At 70.2% G+C, this 19,295-nt stretch carries 17 protein-coding genes and 1 pseudogene; 5 read left to right on the top strand and 13 right to left on the bottom strand.

Features of this window, described 5'->3' with window-relative positions:
- Positions 1–86 precede the first annotated feature (86 nt).
- Positions 87–950: a helix-turn-helix transcriptional regulator gene (locus ACFT32_RS04965; protein ID WP_382485916.1), complete on the top strand. Its 864-nt coding sequence runs from the start codon at positions 87–89 to the stop codon at positions 948–950.
- 31 nt (positions 951–981) lie between these two features.
- Here ACFT32_RS04965 and ACFT32_RS04960 read toward each other — a convergent pair whose 3' ends face one another.
- From ACFT32_RS04960 to ACFT32_RS04930, 7 genes are all read right to left on the bottom strand, one after another.
- The gene (locus tag ACFT32_RS04960) at positions 982–1,914 is read right to left on the bottom strand and encodes an NADP-dependent oxidoreductase (protein WP_382485914.1); all 933 of its coding nucleotides are present in this window, start codon (positions 1,912–1,914) and stop codon (positions 982–984) included.
- A 461-nt stretch (positions 1,915–2,375) separates the two neighbouring features.
- A complete protein-coding gene (locus tag ACFT32_RS04955; protein ID WP_382485913.1) occupies positions 2,376–3,245 on the bottom strand; it encodes a helix-turn-helix domain-containing protein in 870 nt (289 codons plus the stop codon).
- A 173-nt stretch (positions 3,246–3,418) separates the two neighbouring features.
- Positions 3,419–4,117, bottom strand: a complete 699-nt coding sequence (locus ACFT32_RS04950) for a type 1 glutamine amidotransferase domain-containing protein (protein ID WP_382485911.1) — start codon at positions 4,115–4,117, stop codon at positions 3,419–3,421.
- A gap of 25 nt (positions 4,118–4,142) precedes the next feature.
- The gene (locus ACFT32_RS04945; protein WP_382485909.1) at positions 4,143–4,535 is read right to left on the bottom strand and encodes a nuclear transport factor 2 family protein; all 393 of its coding nucleotides are present in this window, start codon (positions 4,533–4,535) and stop codon (positions 4,143–4,145) included.
- Positions 4,536–5,236: 701 nt separating this feature from the next.
- Positions 5,237–5,539, bottom strand: coding sequence for a hypothetical protein (locus ACFT32_RS04940; protein ID WP_382485907.1), 303 nt, complete (start codon positions 5,537–5,539; stop codon positions 5,237–5,239).
- A gap of 71 nt (positions 5,540–5,610) precedes the next feature.
- Positions 5,611–6,066: a group II truncated hemoglobin gene (locus ACFT32_RS04935; RefSeq protein ID WP_382485905.1), complete on the bottom strand. Its 456-nt coding sequence runs from the start codon at positions 6,064–6,066 to the stop codon at positions 5,611–5,613.
- 478 nt (positions 6,067–6,544) lie between these two features.
- Positions 6,545–7,486, bottom strand: a complete 942-nt coding sequence (locus ACFT32_RS04930; protein WP_382485903.1) for an aldo/keto reductase — start codon at positions 7,484–7,486, stop codon at positions 6,545–6,547.
- Between the two features lie 46 nt (positions 7,487–7,532).
- On the opposite strand from ACFT32_RS04930, the gene ACFT32_RS04925 reads away from it, so the two are divergent.
- Positions 7,533–8,987, top strand: coding sequence for a PLP-dependent aminotransferase family protein (locus tag ACFT32_RS04925; RefSeq protein WP_382485901.1), 1,455 nt, complete (start codon positions 7,533–7,535; stop codon positions 8,985–8,987).
- Here the strand turns inward: ACFT32_RS04925 and ACFT32_RS04920 are convergent.
- The 6 genes and pseudogenes from ACFT32_RS04920 to ACFT32_RS04895 form a co-directional block, all read right to left on the bottom strand.
- A complete protein-coding gene (locus ACFT32_RS04920; RefSeq protein WP_382485899.1) occupies positions 8,953–9,186 on the bottom strand; it encodes a hypothetical protein in 234 nt (77 codons plus the stop codon). The two genes, ACFT32_RS04925 and ACFT32_RS04920, sit on opposite strands and share 35 nt — an antisense overlap.
- A gap of 27 nt (positions 9,187–9,213) precedes the next feature.
- On the bottom strand, positions 9,214–10,092 hold the full coding sequence (locus ACFT32_RS04915; RefSeq protein ID WP_382485898.1) for a hypothetical protein: 879 nt from the start codon (positions 10,090–10,092) through the stop codon (positions 9,214–9,216).
- 215 nt (positions 10,093–10,307) lie between these two features.
- Complete coding sequence (locus ACFT32_RS04910) at positions 10,308–11,825, bottom strand: catalase (RefSeq protein WP_382485896.1); 1,518 nt, start codon at positions 11,823–11,825, stop codon at positions 10,308–10,310.
- A 307-nt stretch (positions 11,826–12,132) separates the two neighbouring features.
- Entirely contained in the window at positions 12,133–13,380 is a 1,248-nt protein-coding gene (locus ACFT32_RS04905; RefSeq protein WP_382485894.1) for an aromatic acid exporter family protein, read from the bottom strand.
- 157 nt (positions 13,381–13,537) lie between these two features.
- Positions 13,538–13,740: pseudogene (locus tag ACFT32_RS04900) on the bottom strand (alpha/beta hydrolase fold domain-containing protein); the annotation flags it as partial.
- Positions 13,741–14,003: 263 nt separating this feature from the next.
- A complete protein-coding gene (locus tag ACFT32_RS04895; protein ID WP_382485892.1) occupies positions 14,004–15,353 on the bottom strand; it encodes an MFS transporter in 1,350 nt (449 codons plus the stop codon).
- Positions 15,354–15,764: 411 nt separating this feature from the next.
- Here ACFT32_RS04895 and ACFT32_RS04890 point away from each other — a divergent pair, with 411 nt between their 5' ends.
- The 3 genes from ACFT32_RS04890 to ACFT32_RS04880 are packed head-to-tail and all read left to right on the top strand — an operon-like array spanning position 15,765 to position 19,213.
- On the top strand, positions 15,765–16,583 hold the full coding sequence (locus ACFT32_RS04890) for a 2-amino-3,7-dideoxy-D-threo-hept-6-ulosonate synthase (RefSeq protein ID WP_382485890.1): 819 nt from the start codon (positions 15,765–15,767) through the stop codon (positions 16,581–16,583).
- Positions 16,580–17,794 carry a 3-dehydroquinate synthase II family protein gene (locus ACFT32_RS04885; protein ID WP_382485888.1) on the top strand — a complete coding sequence of 405 codons (1,215 nt, stop codon included), beginning with the start codon at positions 16,580–16,582 and terminating at the stop codon, positions 17,792–17,794. Before ACFT32_RS04890 ends, ACFT32_RS04885 begins: the two co-directional genes overlap by 4 nt.
- A gap of 6 nt (positions 17,795–17,800) precedes the next feature.
- The gene (locus tag ACFT32_RS04880; RefSeq protein WP_382485886.1) at positions 17,801–19,213 is read left to right on the top strand and encodes a class I adenylate-forming enzyme family protein; all 1,413 of its coding nucleotides are present in this window, start codon (positions 17,801–17,803) and stop codon (positions 19,211–19,213) included.
- The last annotated feature ends 82 nt before the right edge of the window (positions 19,214–19,295 follow it).

Raw genomic sequence — 19,295 nt, 5'->3', positions numbered from 1 at the left:
CCGCGAGGGGACAACCGAGCTCGCCCGGACCCTGGGTGGAAACTCTCCCCCTCATTTTCCGGCTGAGGGCTGCGACACTGGCTGCCATGTCCAGCGAAGCACATTCGTCGGAATTGGGGGAATTCCTCAAGGAACGTCGCGCACAACTCAGCCCGCGCACCGTGGGCCTGCCCGATTCCGGGGGGTCCCGGCGTGTGCCGGGACTGCGCCGGGAGGAGGTCGCCCTGCTCGCGGGGATCAGCACGGACTGCTACACGCGGTGGGAACAAGGGCGCGTTCCCGTGCCCGCATCGGTGCTCGCCACGCTCGTTCGCGTCCTGCACCTCGACGATGACCAGCGCGACCACCTGTTCGAGCTGGTCGCGAGAGACGGGCGCGCGCCGCGCCGCAGACCGGCGCAGAAGGTCCAGCCCCAGCTCAGGCGTCTCCTGGACGAGCTGCCGACGGCTCCCGCACTCGTCCTGGGGCGGCGGACGGACATCCTGGCCTGGAATCCTCTGGCGGTCGCTCTGTTCACCGACTTCGGTCAGCTGCCGGAGAAGAAGCGCAACTACACCCGGCTGCTCTTCACCGACCCCGGCTTCCGGGAGCTCCACCTCGACTGGAGGACGATCGCCCGGGGTTGCGTGGCCCACCTGCGCATGGAGGCCGCCAAGTGCCCCGGCGACCCCGACTTGACCGTGCTCATCGGCGAGTTGTCGGTGGCGGACGCCGACTTCCGGAAGTGGTGGGCGGGCCGCCAGATCGCCTGCCCGGGGGTGGGTACCAAAAGGCTTCACCACCCCGTCGCCGGCGACCTCACTCTCGACTGGGACAGCCTGACCTGCACGGCCGACCCCGCACAGCAACTGGTGCTGTGGACCGCCGAGCCGGGGACCCCGTCCCATGACGGACTGCGATTCCTCGCGTCGTGGACCGCCGCCTCGTACCAGCGGGATGCGACAGCTTGACCGAACCGAGGTCGTCGGCGGTGTCTCCCTTTCAGAACGTCAGGATCAGGCGGCCTCGGACGCCGCCCGCGCCGAGGAGCCGGTGCGCCTCGGCGGCCTGCTCCGCCGGGAACGTCTTCGCGACCCGGAGGGTGATCAAGCCCTCCTCCACCTGCTGCCGGAGCCGGTCGAGCTTGGCACGCTCCCGGGCGTACCGGAACACGACGACGGGTTCGAAGGCGATGTTCCGCTCGCCGGGGCCGTCGAAGCCGCGCAGCGTGACAACCCGGCCGCCGCCGCGGACCGCGCGAGCGGTGAGGCCGGCGAGAGACGCGCCGTCGACGACTCCGTCAACGCCCTCGGGAACCTCCGCTCGTACCCGGTCCGGGTACTCGGCACCGCGACGGAGTACGACGTCGGCACCGAGTTCCTTGACCAGTGCCTCGTCCTGCTCCGAGGCGTCGGCCACCACCCGCAGCCCGTCCGCCTTGGCCAGCTGGACGGCGTAGCCGCCGACCGCACCGGCGGCCCCGGTGATCGCGACGGTCCGCCCGGGCTTCAGACCGAGGGTGTCCAGGGCCAGGCGGGCGGTCAGGCCGTTCATCGGCAGGGACGCGGCCTGGGCGTGGGTGGCGCCCCGAGGTGCGCGCACGACCGACTCCGCCGGCACCACGATCTGTTCGGCGTAGGCGCCGTGCGAGCCGCCCGGCAGCACGATCGCCGTCACGCGGTCGTCGACCTTGAGATCGGTGACCGTACCCGGGTTGATCTGGTCCACGACCCCTGCGGCCTCCATGCCGGGCACGAAGGGCGGCTGGGCGTCCGGCGACCCCGAGGGCCCGCCGCGTTGCAGGGTGTCGACCGTGTTGACGGTGGCGGCGTGCACCCGGATCCGCACCTCGCCCGGACCGGCCTCGGGTACGGGCAGCTCCAGGATCCGCAGTACCTCGGGCCCGCCGAATTCCGTGAAACCTACAGCCTTCATTCGAATACCTCGTTGCTCGACGTGCGGTCGTTGAGGTGTCCGACATTCCCGCCTCGCGCGCGGCGGGAAAAGGGGAGAGCTCTTGGCTGGGATGCGTGCGTAGGAGGGAGGGATCTTTCCCCCTGTGCGGGCCGCGTCGGCTGAGGCACGTCCATCCGGAACCCGGCACGACGAGAAGGCCCCGGCGCCCGAACGTCCACAGCACTGTGGCAGCGTCCGATCCGACCGTTGCTGGTGACGAAGGCGGTGTCGAGCCTGCTGCGCGCCTCGTGCGACACGACGAACGCGCGCCACCCTGGTCGTCGTCGGGCAGGTCACCGGCCATCGGAGCGAGAAGCTGCCCGGAGACGGTCGTCACGCCCAGCAAGATGCCCCCGGCGCCCGGTGTAACCGATCTGGGTGGCGGTGACGAGCCAGCCCGCCCCCCTGGACTCAGACCGCGATGCTTCCTGGGGAACAGCTCATCCGACGGCGTCGGACGCCGTTCGCTTCTGGTCCGCTCCCCAGGAGGCCAGGAGGCGCAGTCCGTCGTACGTGGGGGAATCGGGTGCGGCCGTCCACACGATGATGTGCTGCTCGGGGTCCGTGGCACACGTGAGGGTGTCCCAGTCGAGTGTCAGCTCGCCCACCGCCGGGTGGCGAAGCTTCTTGGTGCCTTTGCCCCGTGCCGCGACGTCGTGTTCGGTCCACCACTGCCGGAACTGGGTGTCGCGAGCGGAGAGCTCGTCGACCAGGGCGGTGAGAGCCCGGTCGCCGGGGTAGCGCGCGCTCTCCATGCGCAGCTGCGCGATGGCCAGCCGGGTGACCTCTTCCCAGTCCGTGTAGAGCTCCCGCATCCAGGGTTCGGTGAACAGCAGCCGGACGAAGACCCGCTCCCGCACCGGGTAACGCGCAAAGTCGGTCCACAGCGCCGCGGCGAGCTGGTTCCAGCCCAGGATGTCGGTCCGCCGGCCGATGACGAAAGCCGGAGTGGCGGTGAGATCGTCCAACATGCGCTGCAGCTGGGTGTCCACCTGCTGGCGATCGCGTGACGTGGACGGGCGCACCGTCTCCTTCGCCGCGAGTTCGAAGAGGTAGGTCCGCTGGTCCTCGTTCAGGCGGAGCACCTGGGCGAGCTCGCTCAGCAGGGGAGCGGACGCCTGGAGACGGCCCTGCTCGATCCGGGCGTAGTACTCGGTGCTGATCGCGGCGAGGAGAGCCACCTCCTCGCGGCGCAGACCGCGCACGCGCCGACGTTGCCCGCCGCGGAGGCCGACCTCGGAGGGATTGAGCTCGGCCCGGCGGGCCTTGAGGAACTCACCCAGCTCGTTCAGGTGCGGGTTGCGCTTCATGACCTCCAGCCTGGCACAAACGCCCCATCTCGTGAGGGGGAAAGATCTCTCCCCCGCCTGTTCGGCCAGCAGGGGGCAGACGTCCCCGGGGCTGTTGCTGGTCCCGGAAGAGAGCCCGTGGCCCGGGGCACCAGCGCGCACCCGGACCACGGGCGAAGCGCACCGCCGAGACGTCAGCTCATCGCCTTGACCAGCTCATGGGCCAGGGGAACCGCCGAGACCGGGTTCTGGCCCGTGTACAGGGTCCGGTCCATCTCGACGTGCGGGGTGAAGGCGTCGGCCTCGCGGTAGTCCGCTCCCAGTTCGTCGACCAGGCGATCCTGGAGCAGCCACTTCGCACGGTCCGCGAGACCGTTCTGCTTCTCCTCCGCGTTGGAGAGGCCGGTCAGACGGTAGCCGGCGAACGGGGACGTCCCGTCGGCACCGATGGTGGCCAGCAGTGCCGCGGGGCCGTGGCACACCAGGGACACCGGCTTGCCCGAGGCCAGCCACTCGGTGAGCAGCCTGCCGGACTCGGCGTCGTCGGGCAGGTCCTCCATCGGGCCCCAGCCACCGGGGTAGAAGACGGCCGCGTAGTCGTCGATGTTCACGTCCTCGATGCGCTGCGGCTGCGCCAGCTCGGTCGCCTCCCGCAGCGCGGTGCGCATGCGCCGCGCGCCTTCCTCGCCGCCGTTGAACTCGGGGCTGAGGCTGAGTGCGTCGGCCGTGGGCGGCACACCGCCGGGTGTCGCCGCCGCGATCTCGTACCCCGCGTCCTTGAAGACCTGGTACGGGCCGAGGGCTTCCTCGGCCCAGAATCCGGCCGGCTGCCGGGTTCCGTCGGCCAGCGTCCAGTGGTCGGACGCAGTGATCACGAAGAGGATCTTCGCCATGGTTGTTGATCTCCCGGTGCGGGTCTCAGCCCTTGAGGGCTTCCTGCAGGATGTGGCTGTCGGCGGCCTGCCGCATGCTCACGGCCTTCCCGTCGCGGATGGTCCACAGGTGGATGAACCGGATGTCGGCCGCGTTCCCGGTCGTCGTCTCGGCGTGGTAGTGCCCGTAGACGAAGACGTGGCCCTCGTCGTCCGCGTGGAACTCCTCGGGAAACGCGCCGAAGGACGCGATGTTCGGCATCGGCGTGCCGAAGAACTTCTTCGCCACGTCGTCCCAGCCGTGGTAAACGCCGCTGTTCGGGAAGCCGGGGGTGATGTCCCAGACAAGGTCCGGGGCCATGACCTCACTGGTGACTTCCGGCGCCATTCGGGATTCGTACACGCGGCGGATGAGGGCGAGGTCGGGAGTTTTGGACACAGGTCACTCCTTGGGGCGGTGGATCGGTTTAACGGAAAGAATGTTCTGTGATTTACTAAAGGGCGCCATCCGATTTTTCCCGCAATGCCTACTGCCTTGTTCTGCGGTCCTGACGCCATGATTCGCCGAAGCCGAGATGATGTCTACTTACAATGGGGGGAAGAAACTTTCCCCTGGATGCGCATTTCCGGGTAGACGAATTTCCGCCTCAGAGGTGGGCTGGTCGGCGGGCGGGGGCGGGGCCATCTCCATCGGGTGCGTCATGTTCCGGGCACCCGGCACAGCTCGATCCTCCTTGTCGCACCCCCCCTCCTGAGCTCCACGCCGTGACACTTCAGAACCCCGTTGTCTGGTAAGTCCCGTGGCAAGTCGCCCGCTCGTCCGCGACCCCATGTGCCCTCGGGTGGCACATGCGCCGGGCCCAGCTGGCCCAGTGGCTGGGTGGTCGAGCTGTGCAGGGTCCAGCACCGCCCGGTGCAGCCGACGTCACGGGCCGGGCTCGGTCCATACCGTGAAACGGCGGTGCGCGGTGGCGAGCGACGTGCCGAATGGGCTGCTCGTGGTCAAGATCCCGTACGCGTGGTCCGCAACGACTGGCAGAGTCGACTTGCCACGTGGGACAACCTTCTACTCCATGTGACTGTCAATCATGAAAGCGAAGGAGCGAGTCAAAAGGTTCCCGGCGGGACAGTTCGTCCGCCCTAGTTCTGGGCACCGGGCCGGGCGAGCGACCCGTTCTGCGCGTCGGACGCGGACTGCCACGCCTGCAAACCCGCCCGGGACGCCTCCTTGGCCTGCTGCCACTTCGCGGCCGCCTGCTGGGTCGGGGGCACGTCCATGTCGCGGATCATGCGCCGGCCTGCCGTGAACACGGCGTAGGCCCCGATGGCCATGCCGACCCCCGCCACCATTGCACCGGCCGCGGTGAGCACGGCACCTGCCCTGACGAGCCGGGTATCGATCTCGATGACCCGATGTGACTGCTGGGGATGGTGCTGGTTCATGACTCCACCATCCAACGGGGGGAACCACCTCGCATCCCGACCAACGGCAAGGCTCGCCGTACGCGATCAGCTCAGGACAGTCCCTTCCAGCCCCAGCGGGGAGTGGGGCCGGGGTCGCCCAGGTCGGTGTCCTCGGGGTCGGCCGAGACGGCCCGGGCGATCTTCGTGCCCCAGTCGAAGTACGCCATCACCTGCTGCCGCAGCAGGTCGTCGTCGGGGAGTTCCTTGTCGACGGCCTCCGCCATCAGCTCCATCCACCGCAGGCGCTGTTCCTCGGTGATGGCCAGTCCGAGGTGGGAGCGGAGCAGGGCCTGATGGCCGCCCAGTTCCCGGGTGAACGTCTCCGGTCCGCCGAAGACCTCGTCCAGCCAGATGGCCACATGCTCGATGTGCGTGCGGGTGAAACCGGCGAAGACCGGCGCCAGCAGCGGGTCGGCCAGGACCCGGTCGTAGAAGGTGTTGCTCATCCGGCGAAGGACCTCCGTCCCGCCGATCGCCTCACTCAAAGATCCAGTGCGCTCGCCCATGCCACTCATCCCCGTCGATAGCGTCACGCCGGCCAGACCGACATGCCCCATACTTCCACCCGACCTCGCCGCGTGTACGAACTTGGAGTCTGTAGCCTCGCCGCTGCGTCGAGGTGAAGGAGTGTGACGTGCTTGAGGGCGTGCTGATCGGGGAGAGCTTGCGGGTCGGGGTGGAACTCACGGCGTCCCGCTGCGGGTGACCAAGATTTCCCGAGTGGAGGTGTCCAGCGCCGCGGCTGATCAACCGGGGCGGTGGACGTCGGTGGAGTTCGCGGCCGATGAGGCCGACGCGGAACCACTGGCCACGCGGCTTGCCGCCTGCCTGGAACCGTCGGGTGGCTGGTACATCAACTACAACACCTCGACAGAGGCGTTCGTGGTCTTCGCCGACAAGGTCTTTCGCTGTCCCCGAGGGCAGGCAGAAGGCCGGCGGCAGGCGGTGGCTCACGCTCGCCTCGGACGGGTCTCCTCTCGCAGATCACACCGCGGAGTCCAGGCGTTCGCGCTGGTCGGCGGTCAATTCCAGTGACGCCCCCGCGACCGCCTCGTCCAGCTGTTCGACCGTGCTGACGCCGACGATCGGTGTGGCAGCCGGGTTCCCTCCGGTCAGCCACGCCAGCACCACCCGGTTGCGGTTCGTGCCGGTCTCGGTGGCGATCTCGTCGAGTACGGCGAGGCGGCGGGCGGTGCCGGGGTGGTCGTACTCCGTCGGCAGCGGCTTGTCCGCGCGGGTGTAACGGCCGCTCAGCAGCGGCGTGTAGGCCCACAGGACCATGTCCGGGTGGTGCTCGAGGTAATGGAGCACTTCGTCGGTGACCGCGCCGAACCGGTGCACCACGGTAGGTTGCGTGGCGGGGCGCGGCTGCAGGTATGTGTGGTGCTGCTGCACCGCGGTGAAGCCGGCGAGGCCGTTGGCGTGCGCGATCTGACGGGCCCGCTCGATCTGCCAGGCAGGGTAGTTGGAGCAGCCGAGACGTCCGACCGTGCCCGCGGACACCAGCTCGTCGAACGCGGCGACCGTCTCTTCCAGTGGCGCGACCGGATCCGGCTTGTGGGCCCAGTACAGCTCGACGTGGTCCGTACCGAGTCGTCGGAGGCTGCCCTCGATCCCGCTCTTGACGGCCCCGGCCGAGAGACCTTCGGCGGTCTCCGGGAACCGGCCCGCCTCGGTCGGCTCGCAGCCCACCTTGGTGCTGATCCTGACGCGGTCGCGAACGCCGGGGCGGCTCGCCAGCCAGCGCCCGAGCAATGTCTCGCTCTGTCCCCCGAAGCCGGTCGGGTCCTCCCAGAACGAATAGCAGTTGGCGGTGTCGATCCAGACGCCTCCGGCGTCCACGAAACGATCAAGGAGCTCGTACGAGCCGCGCTCGTCCTGAACCGTGCCGAACAGCATGGCGCCAAGAGCCAGGTTTTCAATCATGCGCATCACGGTAGGCGGATTCGGATCGGCGGTACGCTCCAATCTTGTGGCCGCTTCCCAGACCAATCTCGCGTGGGCGACGCTGCTGGACACCAGTCCGACGGAGCGCGGCGCGCGGCGCCTGCACGATCGTCTGGCGCACGCGCTGCGCACCTCCATCCGCAACGGCCGGCTGGCGGAAGGCGCCGCCGTGCCACCCAGCCGAGCGCTCGCCGAAGAACTCGGCTGCTCCCGCTGGGTCGTGACGGAGGCGTACGGGCAGCTCATCGCGGAGGGCTACCTCTCCGCCCGGGTGGGCTCGGCCACGCGGGTCTCGTGGTCACCGGACACCTCGCCGCCGCGCTCTCGGGTGCCGCGCCCTCCAGCGCGGACACCGATCCGGTACGACCTCGCGCCCGGCCTGGCCGACCTGCGGGCGTTTCCGCGCCGCCGCTGGGCGGACGCCGTGCGAACGGTCACCGGCTCGGCCGTCCACTATGACCTCGGCCTGCCCGACCCCGACGGACACACGGTGCTGCGCACCACCGTCGCGCAGTACCTTCGGCGCTCCCGCGGCGCGGACACGAACGCCGAGTGCGTGTCCGTGTGCGCCGGTGTCACCGACGGTCTGGTGCGCACATGCCGAGCGCTGCGTGCCGAGGGGATCGCCGATCTGGCCGTGGAAGACCCGGGCTGGGGGCGGCTGCGGGACGCCGCGACCAGCGCCGGCCTGCGCGTGCACCCGGTGCGGGTGGACCACGACGGCCTCCGCGTCGACGACCTGGCCCGTACGCCGGCCCGGGCGGTCGTCGTCGGCGCGGCACACCAGTTTCCCACCGGCACGGTGCTCTCCCCGGCGCGCAGGGCCCGTCTGGTGCGCTGGGCCCGCGAGGTGGACGGCTTCGTCATCGAGGACGACTACGACGCCGAGTTCCGCTACGACCACCACCCCGTCGCGGTCATGCAGGGGATGGATCCGAGCCGGGTCTTCCTCCTCGGCTCGGTCAGCAAGACCCTGTCGCCGGCACTCGGCCTGGGCTGGCTGGTCGCTCCTGCCGCGACGGCACCGGCGCTCCGGGCGGCGAACCTCGTCGCCGCCGCGCCACCGGTCCTGGACCAACTCGCCCTCGCCACCTTCATCGACCGCGGGTGGTACGACGCCCACCTGCGCGCGTCGCGGCGGCGGTTCCGCTCCCGCCGGGACCTGCTGGTCCGGACGCTCGGCAGCCAGGTACCGGAGGGCCGGGTCGCCGGCACCGCCGCCGGGCTGCACATCCTGCTCCACCTACCGGACGGCGCCGACACCCCGGGGACGGTCCGGGCCGCGACCGCCGCCGGACTGCGCCTTGCGGACCTCGACGACTATCGCGCGCATCGGTCGGCCGAACCCGCCCTCGTCCTCGGGTACGGCAACATCAGCGACATGGAGATCCCCCCGGCCGTAGCGCTCCTGCGCGAAGCGTTGCGCTCGACGACGGACCGGCCGGTCAGCAGGGTGGCCGGCGGGCCGGCTCCCCGGTGAGCCGGGTCGCTAGGCGGTAGGCGACGGTGACGTCCTGGTACTCCTGACCGGGGACGACCGGGTCCGGTAGGTGGGTGCGGTCGCTGTGGCTCGTCGACTCCCGTTCCCCGGTGCCGGGGAAGCGCACGGCTGTCCGGGGTTCCTGGGTGAAGCGGAGCCGTTCGGCGTGGACCGCCGACCGGAACGAGATGTCCCCCACCGGGCTCCCGGCTTCCGGGCCTCGCGTTCAGGGCGGCTCCTCGGGCTCCTTGGCGGTACGGCGGCGACTGGTCCTCGGCGGCAGCTTCCCGTCCTCTCCGCGCACCCGGCGCGTGCGGGTGCCGCCTTCGCTCCGGCCGGCTCGCCCCCGCTCTCCCTTCGCGCCTTCCCGTGCCGTGCCGCCTGCCGCATCCGTGGCGCCCGAGGCCTGTTCGGCCACGCTCCCGGCGGCGCCGTCCACCACCTCGCCGGCCTTTCCGACGGTCCGGCTCGTCTCCTGGCCGACGTCCTCCACCGCGCGCCCGGCACCGGCGCCCACGCCTTCGACAGCCTTCCCAGCCCCCTGACCGACATCCTGAGCCACGGATCCGACGCCCTGGCCGACGTCCTGTACGGCGGCTCCGGCACCCTGCCCCACGTCCCGGACGGCGGTCCCCGCGCCCTGGCCGACCTCCTGGACGGCTCTTCCGGCGCCGGTACCCACCTCTCCGACGGCCTGACCGGCTCCGCCGCCGACATCCCGCACGGCGGACCCGATTCCACGCGCCAGCTCGTGCAGGATCTCCGGGTTCTGGTCGATCGTGGTGAGCACCCGGTCGATGATCTTCGCGACGTGGTGGAGACGCACCTTGAGCTGGGCCTGGGCCTCGACACCCGAGATGCCCAGGTGCACCCGGCCGAGCGCGATGTCGGCGCCCACATTCAGTTTGAGCAGATCCAGCACCTCGGCCTGCAGCGAGACATGCGCCCGCAGGTCCTCGACGTCCAGGTCGATCTCGTCGACCTTCAGGATCGGAACGTCGAGGAAGACATCGGGGCTCTCATCGGCTGCCTCGTCGTCGTAAGCCTCGAGCTCGTCGTCGTACTCCTCGACGGAGCCCTCGTCGTTCTCGGCGTTGCCGCGCATCGCCACGCCTCCGCGGTATTGGCGTCCTTTCGTCCATTTTGATTCATTCTGTGAATCGATGCGCGGTCAGAACGGCATACGGCCACGGGCCCGGCGACCGGCCGGGTGCCGCGTTGCGGATGGTGGGACAGGCGCGGTGCGAGGCAGACGTCTGCTCGTGGGCTTCCGCGCCGGCGGCGCCGGGACGCGGAAGCCCACCACGGGGACCCGATCCGTCAGGCCTTGTGCTGCATGTCGCGCCGTGCGGGATTGCCCTGCTCGGCGGCCTTCGGATCCTTCTCGTCCGCCTTGTCGCGCACGCCCTGGGCGATGCGTTCGCCGATGGTCCGGTCGATGTTCGACCAGTACTCGAAGGCCCGTTTGAGGACGGGTTCCGAGACGCCGTTGAGGAGATGGCCGACGACGTTGTCGACCAGCCGGTCGCGCTCGGCGTCGTTCAGGACCTCGCGCACCATCGTGCCGGGCTGACCCCAGTCGTCGTCCTCGGGATGACTGACGTAGGCCGCACGGGTGATGGCGCCGTCGGCCTCCCAGCTCGGCGGGGCGTAGCGCGCGGAGTTGGCCGCGGGGCCGCCCTTGGAGTTGGGGGCGTACACCGGGTCGGTGGTGTTGCGGTACGCCATCGCCCCGTCCTTGGAGTAGGTGTGGACGTCGACGACGGGGGCGTTCACCGGAAGCTGCTGGTAGTTGCCGCCGATCCGGTGGCGGTGCGCGTCCGCGTAGGAGAACAGCCGGGCCAGCAGCATGCGGTCCGGGCTGGGGCCGATGCCGGGGACGAGATTGTTGGGCTGGAAGGCCGCCTGCTCGATCTCCGCGTGGTTGTCGGTCGGGTTGCGGTCGAGCGTCATACGGCCGACCGGGATCAGCGGGTAGTCGCCGTGCGGCCACACCTTGGTGAGGTCGAAGGGGTTGAAGCGGTAGCCCGCGGCCTCCTCGTACGGCATCACCTGCACGTACAGGGTCCAGCTGGGAAAGTCGCCGTCGCGGATGTGCTCGAACAGATCACGCGTGTGGTAGTCCGTGTCGGCGGCCGCCATCTGGTCGGCCTCGTGCTGGGTGAAGAACTCCATGCCCTGGTCGGTCTTGAAGTGGTACTTCACCCAGAAACGCTCGCCGGCGGCGTTGATCCACATGTAGGTGTGGGAGGTGTAGCCGTTCATGTGGCGCCAGGTCCGCGGGATGCCGCGGTCGCCCATCAGCCAGGTGACCTGGTGGGCGGACTCGGGGGAGAGCGTCCAGAAGTCCCACTGCATGTCGTGGTCGCGCAGGTTGTTGTCGGCGCGCCGCTTCTGGGAGCGGATGAAGTGCTGGAACTTCATCGGGTCCTTCACGAAGAACACCGGCGTGTTGTTGCCGACCATGTCGTAGTTGCCTTCGCTGGTGTAGAACTTCACCGCGAAGCCGCGCGGGTCGCGCCAGGTGTCCGGGCTGCCGCGCTCGCCCGCGACGGTCGAGAAGCGTGTGACCAGGTCGGTGCGGGTGCCCGGCTGGAAGACGGCCGCCTTGGTGTATGCGCTGACATCGTGGGTCACCTCGAAGTGGCCGAAGGCGCCGCTTCCTTTGGCGTGGGGCTGGCGCTCGGGGATCCGCTCCCGGTTGAACTGCGCCATCTGCTCGATGAGATAGGCGTCCTGCAGCAGGATCGGACCGGCAGGTCCCACGGTGAGCGAATGCTCGTCGCTCTCGACCGGGGCGCCGGAATCGGTCGTGGTGACAGGTGAGGTCTCCGTCATGAATCTGCCTTTCGTCGTGCGGAGCAGCGGCGAACCAGGCACGCTGCCCGCGCCCGGAGCCTGTCGGTCCCGTTCAGGCCAGGTGACCTTCCTCGGCTGCCACAAACATCGCTTTCGCGACCAATATGTGGATCTTCCCGAGGCTGCGTCCGTCTTGCCCGACGAGGCGGAAGAAACACTCTCCTGCGGACACCTCCTCGCCCGGATGGGTGCGGGCCCCTCGTCTCGCAGGACTCCGCGACGCAGCCCAGGCACACAACTCGCGCAGGACGGCCCGGTCTTGGCCGGTGCGAAGGACGCCGAGGCCTCAGCCCTGCTCGCATCCCGCCGCGGCGGCGGTGGATGTGGCGTGGGCTGTGTCGACACCGTGCTTGAGCACATCGCAGGTGTGCTGGAACTCGTCCGTCAGCCGGGTGGCTTCGGCCATGAGGATGCCGTACGGCTGGGCGGGGTCGCTGAGCGGGAGGGAGCCGGCCCGCGCGTCGTCCTCCAGCCGGTCGCGGCACCGCTGAGCCTCCGCGGCGGCCTCGCACAACTGGTGGGCCTGGTCTCGCAGACGGTCCTCGTCCACCTGGCCGAGCAACTCCGCGATGCGGGCGAGGGAGGCCAGGAACTCGCCGTAGGAGCGGGCGAAGCCGATGCCCTCCCGGTCGGCGTGGGCATCGTTCCACTGGTCGAGGCTGCGGGTCATCGAGGCCACTTGGTCGGAGACGCGTTCAAGGGCGTCTACGACGGCCTGGTATCCGTCGAAGGACGTGCGGTGGCGATGACGGCGCCACAGACGCCGGGGGTTGTAGAACGTGCTCTCCCAGGCTGTGTGGACCGACGACTGGGCCTGCCGCACGATCGGTGCCAGGTGGGAGGCGCGCCGGCGCCAGTGCCGGGTGCGTTCTTCGTCCGGCTTCCCTTCGCGCAGTGCCGGGTACATGTCGCCGATCAGGTCGCAGAGCGAATGGGCGAGGGTGTGGACGCCGTACTCGGCGCTGCGGTAGCGCAGGGGAGGCAGCACCAGCGTGTTCACCACGACGCCGATGCCGCAGCCGATGAGCACGAGCACGATGATCTGCCCGAGCTGGGACCAGCGCTGTGCGTCGCTGGTGGCGGCGACGTAGGTGGAGAAGGCGAAGAACGCCGCGGTGGCGACCTGGGAGCCCTGGGAACCGAGGGGCCGCCACCGTCCGATGGCCAGGGCCGCCAGCGTCATCAGCGCGAACGTGAGCAGGTGAGGGCCGGCCAGCAGGCCCAGTACTCCCTGCAGTCCCACGCCCACGGCGACCGCACCGACGTAGCGCAGGGCCTGCACCAGCGACTGGTAGACGGTGACCTGCATGATCAGTACCGCGGAGAACGGCGCGAACGCCGGCGACTGCGCGGCCATGACATCGCGGGCGATCACCCAGGAGACGGCCGCCGCGAGGGTGCTCTTGCCGATGAGGGCCAGGGTGTGCCGCTCGTGCCCGTCCGAACCCGCCCGCCCGAACCACTGCCGCACCCGGGCCGGCCGCCCCGGGGATGCCGCCTGTGGACGCGGTGCTCCAGCAGCGGCTTCGGTCATCTTCTCTCCCGTTCCCGTTCCACGACGATTGCCGGGCACGGGGTACCCCCTGCGGGTCACCGCAGACCGTGGAAGAGGCCGGCTTCGTCACATCCGTCGGTTACCGCGACGACGACCGTGCGCCGCTGCTGTTCGTCTCCGCGAGAACGACCCCGGGGCGCACGGTTGTCACGGGGACGTCCGCTGAGCCGCGGAGCTTGGTGGCGTACGCCTCCCCCTCGTCGCGCAGCGCATCGGCCTCGTCGACGCACACGTAGGCGGGCGGCAGTCCGGTGAGCTGCGCGGTGACGCCGTGATCGCGGTGCGCTGTGCCGGGTCGGTGGTGTAGGCGTCCCAGAACCACTCCATCGCCCTCGATCGCGGTCGGGTAGCGGGCTTCCGGCGAGTGCGCGCACGAGGCGGTCGTCGGTTTCGGCGTTGCCGAGGATCCAGCCTCCACCGTGCATGTACACCATGACCGGCAGCTCGCCGACCGGGTTCCTGTCTAACAACCGCCAATGGGGCATTTCCGACGCAGGCGCCGCCAAGCGCCGGGCTACGTCCGCACCGATCTCGCCGACTCCATGGCGGACCCGTCGAGATCGGCGAGATCAACGTTCGCCCCACCGTCCAGGCATGAACCGTCAGGTGTCGAACTCGTGGTCGCGGGTCTCCGGGAGGGCCAGCAGACACAGCAGGCTCAGCAGGCAGAGGCCGCCGGTGTAGAAGCCCAGGACGAGCGGGGAGTCCCAGCGGCTGTTCAGCCAGGTGGCGACCAGCGGGGCGAAGCCGCCGCCGAGGGTGTTGGCGAGGATGAAGGCCGCGGAGGCTCCGCTGTAGCGCAGCCGGGCGGGGAACAGCTCGGGGAGGAACGCGGCCACCGGGGAGAACATGAGCGCGAGCAGCATGAGGCCGACCGTGTAGGCACCGGTGATCAGCCAGGCGTCGCGCGAACTCAGGGACGCGTACATGGGCACGGCCCACAGCACGCAGCCGACGGCTCCGGTCAGCATCACCGGGCGGCGGCCGATCCGGTCGGACAGCCTGGCGACCGGGAGGGTGATGGCGATGCCGGCCGCGGCGCCGACGCTCGCGGCGGTCAGCATCGTGTTCTGGGGGATGCCCAGTTCCTTCGGGCCGTACGACAGGCTGTAGACGATCGTCAAGTAGTAGACGGCCGAACCGCCGATCGCCGCGCCGGTGCCGAGCAGCAGCCGGCCGGGATACCGCTTGAGCAGCGTGGCCAGCGGAAAGCGGGACCCCGGCGCCGCCGGGGCCGGGGTCCGTGCGGTGCGATGAGCCGCGTCGCGGAACACGGGTGACTCGGAGACCGTCGAACGCACCCACAGGCCGATCACGACGAGCACGGTGCTGAGCAGGAACGGGATGCGCCAGGCCCAGTCGGCGAAGCCGTCCCGGCCGGCGAACTCGAGCGTGGGCAGGATGACGGCGCTGGACAGCAGGAAGCCGAGCGAGGGGCCGGCCTGCGGGACGGACGCGTACAGGGCGCGGCGGCCGGGCGGTGCGTGCTCCGCGGCGAGCAGTACCGCCCCGCCCCACTCGCCGCCCATGCTGAGGCCCTGGAGCAGACGGAGTGTCACCAGCAGGACGGGAGCGAGGAGTCCGGCGGTCTCGTACGTGGGCAGCAGTCCGACGCCTACCGTGGCCACGCCCATCAGTAAGAGGGAGGCGACCAGTGCCTGTCTGCGGCCCAGCCGGTCGCCGATCGTCCCGAACAGGACGACGCCGAGGGGTCTGGACAGGAAGGCCGCGGCGAAGGTGAGGAACGCGGCGAGTGAGGAGACGGTGGGGTTGCCGGACGGGAAGAAGGCGGGGCCGAGGACGAGCGCGGAGGCCGTGCCGTACACGGCGAAGTCGTAGTACTCGATCGTGGTGCCGACCAGGCTCGCGACGGCGACCCGCGGGGCCTCGGTCCGGGCGGCGGCTCCGGCGGCGACTGTCTCCGGACCGGTCTTGGACGGTGATTCGGGCATGGGCAGTCACCCTAGGCCCGGAAATTCGAATTCGACAAGGAAGCGTCCGAGGGAGCGTCAGGGAAATCCGGTCGTCCGAATTATCGAACGCGACCGCAGGGTCGGCGGAAGAATAGCCGACCGTTTACACGTGGCATCCGCAACAAAGCGTCCGATGCGGCCATGGGCGGGGTCAGACCGCACCAACGCGCATAGAGTGCAACGAACAGCACCCTATGCGGTCGTCAATCCCGCTGCACCTGTCACATTGCTGTCAATATTAATTCTGGCGCACGCATAAAAATTGACCGGTGATCACACCTTGCCAACCGCCCGCCGCACGAGAAATGCTCGCAACGGCGCAACTTGAAAGTTCTACGACCATCGTTTTTCGGACTTTATGTGGCCACCGGCTGGGGAGGCGTATTACCCATGCTGAAAACCGGCAAGTTATTACGCTTGAGAAGACTTTCGCTGGCGGGTGACGGTCGGCATCTGCTCGTTCCCCTCGATCACAGCGTTTCGGACGGCCCGATCGTCCCCGCCGGCCAGTGGGACGATCTGCTGCGGGCGCTGGTGGACGGCGGGGCCGACGGGATCATCGTCCACAAGGGACGCGCCCGCTCCTTCGCGCCGGACATCCTCAAGAACTGCGCGCTGGTGGTGCATCTGAGCGCCAGTACGGCCTGCTCCGCCGACGTCGACGCCAAGGTGCTGGTCGCCGATGTCGAAGAGGCGCTGCGACTCGGCGCGGACGCGGTCAGCGTCCATGTGAACATCGGCTCGGACACCGAAGCGCGGCAGCTCTCCGACCTGGGGGCGGTGGCCCGCTCCTGCGACGCGTGGGGCATGCCGCTGATCGCGATGGTCTATCCTCGCGGCCCCCGGATCGAGGACCCGCGCGATCCCGTCCTCCTGGCACATCTGGCCAACGTCGCCGCGGACCTGGGCGCGGACATGGTGAAGACCTCCGTCGCCCTGCCGGTCGAGCGGATGGCGGAGGTGGTGGCGGCCAGTCCCATCCCCGTCCTCGCGGCGGGAGGCCCGCCGGACGGCTCCGACCTCGTCGAGTACGGCACCGCCGTGATGGCCACCGGCTGCCGGGGACTGGCCATCGGCCGCCGGATCTTCTCGGCCCCCTCACCCGCCTCCCTGGTGTCCCGTCTCTCCGCGGTCGTGCACGGCGACATGGGCACCTCGCATGACATGGGCATGACCACTCCCTCGACGTTCGTGGCAGGAGTCGCATGAGGTTCGCATGGATCGATCTGCGGGAAGTCCCCGGCCGGCAGCTCCAGGCGGTGGTCGACGCGGCCGTCCACGCCCGGATGGCCGGGGTGGTGGCCGCCGATGCCGAGCTGCTCGCGACGCTGCCCCCGACCGTCACCCGGGTGCTGGCACCCGAGGGCCGGGCCCCGGCCGCCGCGAAGAAGCCCGGTGACAAGGAGGGCAAGGGCACCGGCGCCAAGGAGGCGAAGGACGCGGCCGACGCCGGGTCCCCGTCCAGGTCCACAAGCTCCCCGGCCGGTACCGGGATCGACGTCCTGCTGCGGAGGTTCGGCACCGAGGACGAGCTGGACGCCCTCGCGGCCGGCAACCGCGCCGCCGGTGGCACACCCGCCGCCGGCATCATCGACGTACGGGACGACCGCACGCTCCAGCTGTCGTGCGCGGGTGCCATGAAACTGCCGTACACCGTCATCCACTTCGCCGATCCGACCAAGATCCCGCTGGAGATCGTGCTCGCCGCGGCCGAGTCCGCCGACGGCAAGCTGGTGACCGCCGTCGACGGTCTGGAGGAGGCGGCGATCGTCTTCGACGTCCTCGAACGCGGCTCGGACGGCATCCTGTTCACGCCCCGCAGCGCCGACGAGGTGTTCGCGCTGGCACGGCTGCTCGAGGCCACGACACCCCAGCTGCAGCTGTCCACACTGACCGTGGAGAGCATCCGGCACGTCGGACTCGGCGACCGGGTCTGCGTGGACACCTGCTCCCACTTCGACGAGGACGAGGGCATCCTCGTCGGCTCGTACTCCTCCGGCTTCGTCCTGTGCTGCAGCGAGACCCATCCGCTGCCGTACATGCCGACCCGGCCGTTCCGGGTCAACGCCGGGGCCCTGCACTCGTACACGCTCGGACCGGACAACCGCACCAACTACCTGAGCGAGGTGGGCTCCGGCAGCGTCCTGCTGGCGGTCGGTGCCGACGGCCGGACCCGGCGGGTCGTCGTCGGCCGGGCCAAGCTGGAGTCCCGGCCGCTGCTGGAGATCCGCACCCACGCCGAGGACGGACGGCTGGTCAGCCTGACCGTGCAGGACGACTGGCACGTACGGGTGCTCGGACCGGGCGGGAAGGTCCTCAACGTCACCGAACTGCGCACCGGTGACGAACTGCTCGGCTACCTGGCCACGGACAAGCGCCATGTCGGCCTGCCCATCGGCGAGTTCTGCAAGGAGGTCTGAGGCCCCATGGGCGAACTCGCACCGGACACGGCCGACTCGATGGACTCCCTCGTCCAGCGGCTGTTCGACGCCCGGGACGACGGCCTGCCGTTCCTGATACACCGCCAGGAGACGGTCAACCGCGCGGAGTTACGTGAGCGGGTGGCCAAACAGGCCGCCGTGTTCGCCGGATACGGCATCGGCCCGGGCAGCACCGTGGGCCTGCGGACACCGCCCAGCTTCACCCAGGTGGAGGTGCTGCTCGCGCTGTGGCGGCTCGGTGCCCAGGTGCTGCTCCTCGACTTCCGGCTCAAACCGGCCGAGGTGGAGGCCCTCTGCGCGGTCTGCCGGCCGCAGTTCCTCGTCGGCGCCGGGTCCAACGTCCGGGCGGCGTTCGGTTTCCGGCCCGAGTACGAGGTCACCACCGAGTGCCGCAGAACCGGCCGGGCGGCCGCCACCGGGCACCGGCTGGTGCAGTTCAGCTCGGGCTCCACGGGACGGCCGAAAGTCATCGGCAGGACGGTGCGGTCGCTCGCCGCCGAAGTGGACGCGTTCGCCACGGTCCCCGGCATGCCGGGGGAAGGCGACCGGCTGCTGCTGCTCAGTTCGACCGCGCACAGCTTCGGTCTGATCGGCGGACTGCTGTACTCGCTGGCGGCCGGTGTCTCCGTGGTGTTCGCGCCCCGCGTCTCGGCCCGCGACATCCTGCGGACCGCGGTGGATCACCGGGTCACCGCCCTGTTCGGAGTGCCGATGCACTTCGAACTCCTCGCGTCCGCCCTCGATCCCCCCGCCCTGCCCGAGCTGCGGATCGCGGTGTCGGGCGGCGAGCTGATGCCCCCGCGGGTCGCGGCGCGGTTCGCCGAACGGTACGGCGTCCCGGTCGGCGAGGCCTACGGCACCACCGAGACCGGCATCGTCGCCATCGACGTCGGCGGCGCGCTGCGGCCCTCGGTCGGCCGGGCCGCGCCGGGCGTGGTGGTACGGCAGTACCGGGGCGAACTGGACGTGGCGCTCGCCGAGTCGCCGTACCTCTTCGACTCGGGCGGTTCGCAGTACGCGGACGGCTGGCTGCACACCCGGGACCGGGCCACCGTGGACCACACCGGGGCGGTCAGTGTGCACGGCCGGGCCGACTCGCTCGTCGTGACCGGCGGTCTGAAGGTGGATCTCACCGAGGTCGAGCACGTGCTCCGCGAGCACCCGGCGGTCGAGCAGGCGGTCCTGGTCCACGAGGGCGTCACCGAGGCGTATGTCGCGGTGGCCGCCGGTGCCGAGGAGCCGTCCGCGGAGGAGCTGCTGCGGTGGTGCCGGGAGCGGCTGGCCGACTACAAGCTGCCGCGGGTGATCCGGCTGCTGGAGACCCTGCCGCGGACGTCCAACGGGAAGCTGCTGCGCCAGGCGGCGGCGTTGCGGGCGGCGGCGGGCGGTGTCGCCTAGGCCGGTCCCGGCCGCCCGCCCGGACACCTTCCGCGCGATCCCCCCAATTCCTCCGCTTCCCCCGATTCACCCACCGGTACCT

It is taken from the genome of Streptomyces sp. NPDC057002 (assembly GCF_042673825.1).
GTDB lineage: Bacteria > Actinomycetota > Actinomycetes > Streptomycetales > Streptomycetaceae > Streptomyces.
This window is presented reverse-complemented; position numbering and strand designations above follow the sequence as displayed.

Coding starts and splice junctions, on each gene's coding strand:
- ACFT32_RS04965 (WP_382485916.1), top strand. CDS start 87: ATGTCCAGCGAAGCACATTCGTCGGAATTGGGGGAATTCCTCAAGGAA.
- ACFT32_RS04960 (WP_382485914.1), bottom strand. CDS start 1,914: ATGAAGGCTGTAGGTTTCACGGAATTCGGCGGGCCCGAGGTACTGCGG.
- ACFT32_RS04955 (WP_382485913.1), bottom strand. CDS start 3,245: ATGAAGCGCAACCCGCACCTGAACGAGCTGGGTGAGTTCCTCAAGGCC.
- ACFT32_RS04950 (WP_382485911.1), bottom strand. CDS start 4,117: ATGGCGAAGATCCTCTTCGTGATCACTGCGTCCGACCACTGGACGCTG.
- ACFT32_RS04940 (WP_382485907.1), bottom strand. CDS start 5,539: ATGAACCAGCACCATCCCCAGCAGTCACATCGGGTCATCGAGATCGAT.
- ACFT32_RS04935 (WP_382485905.1), bottom strand. CDS start 6,066: ATGGGCGAGCGCACTGGATCTTTGAGTGAGGCGATCGGCGGGACGGAG.
- ACFT32_RS04930 (WP_382485903.1), bottom strand. CDS start 7,486: ATGATTGAAAACCTGGCTCTTGGCGCCATGCTGTTCGGCACGGTTCAG.
- ACFT32_RS04915 (WP_382485898.1), bottom strand. CDS start 10,092: ATGCGCGGCAACGCCGAGAACGACGAGGGCTCCGTCGAGGAGTACGAC.
- ACFT32_RS04910 (WP_382485896.1), bottom strand. CDS start 11,825: ATGACGGAGACCTCACCTGTCACCACGACCGATTCCGGCGCCCCGGTC.
- ACFT32_RS04905 (WP_382485894.1), bottom strand. CDS start 13,380: ATGACCGAAGCCGCTGCTGGAGCACCGCGTCCACAGGCGGCATCCCCG.
- ACFT32_RS04895 (WP_382485892.1), bottom strand. CDS start 15,353: ATGCCCGAATCACCGTCCAAGACCGGTCCGGAGACAGTCGCCGCCGGA.
- ACFT32_RS04890 (WP_382485890.1), top strand. CDS start 15,765: ATGCTGAAAACCGGCAAGTTATTACGCTTGAGAAGACTTTCGCTGGCG.
- ACFT32_RS04885 (WP_382485888.1), top strand. CDS start 16,580: ATGAGGTTCGCATGGATCGATCTGCGGGAAGTCCCCGGCCGGCAGCTC.
- ACFT32_RS04880 (WP_382485886.1), top strand. CDS start 17,801: ATGGGCGAACTCGCACCGGACACGGCCGACTCGATGGACTCCCTCGTC.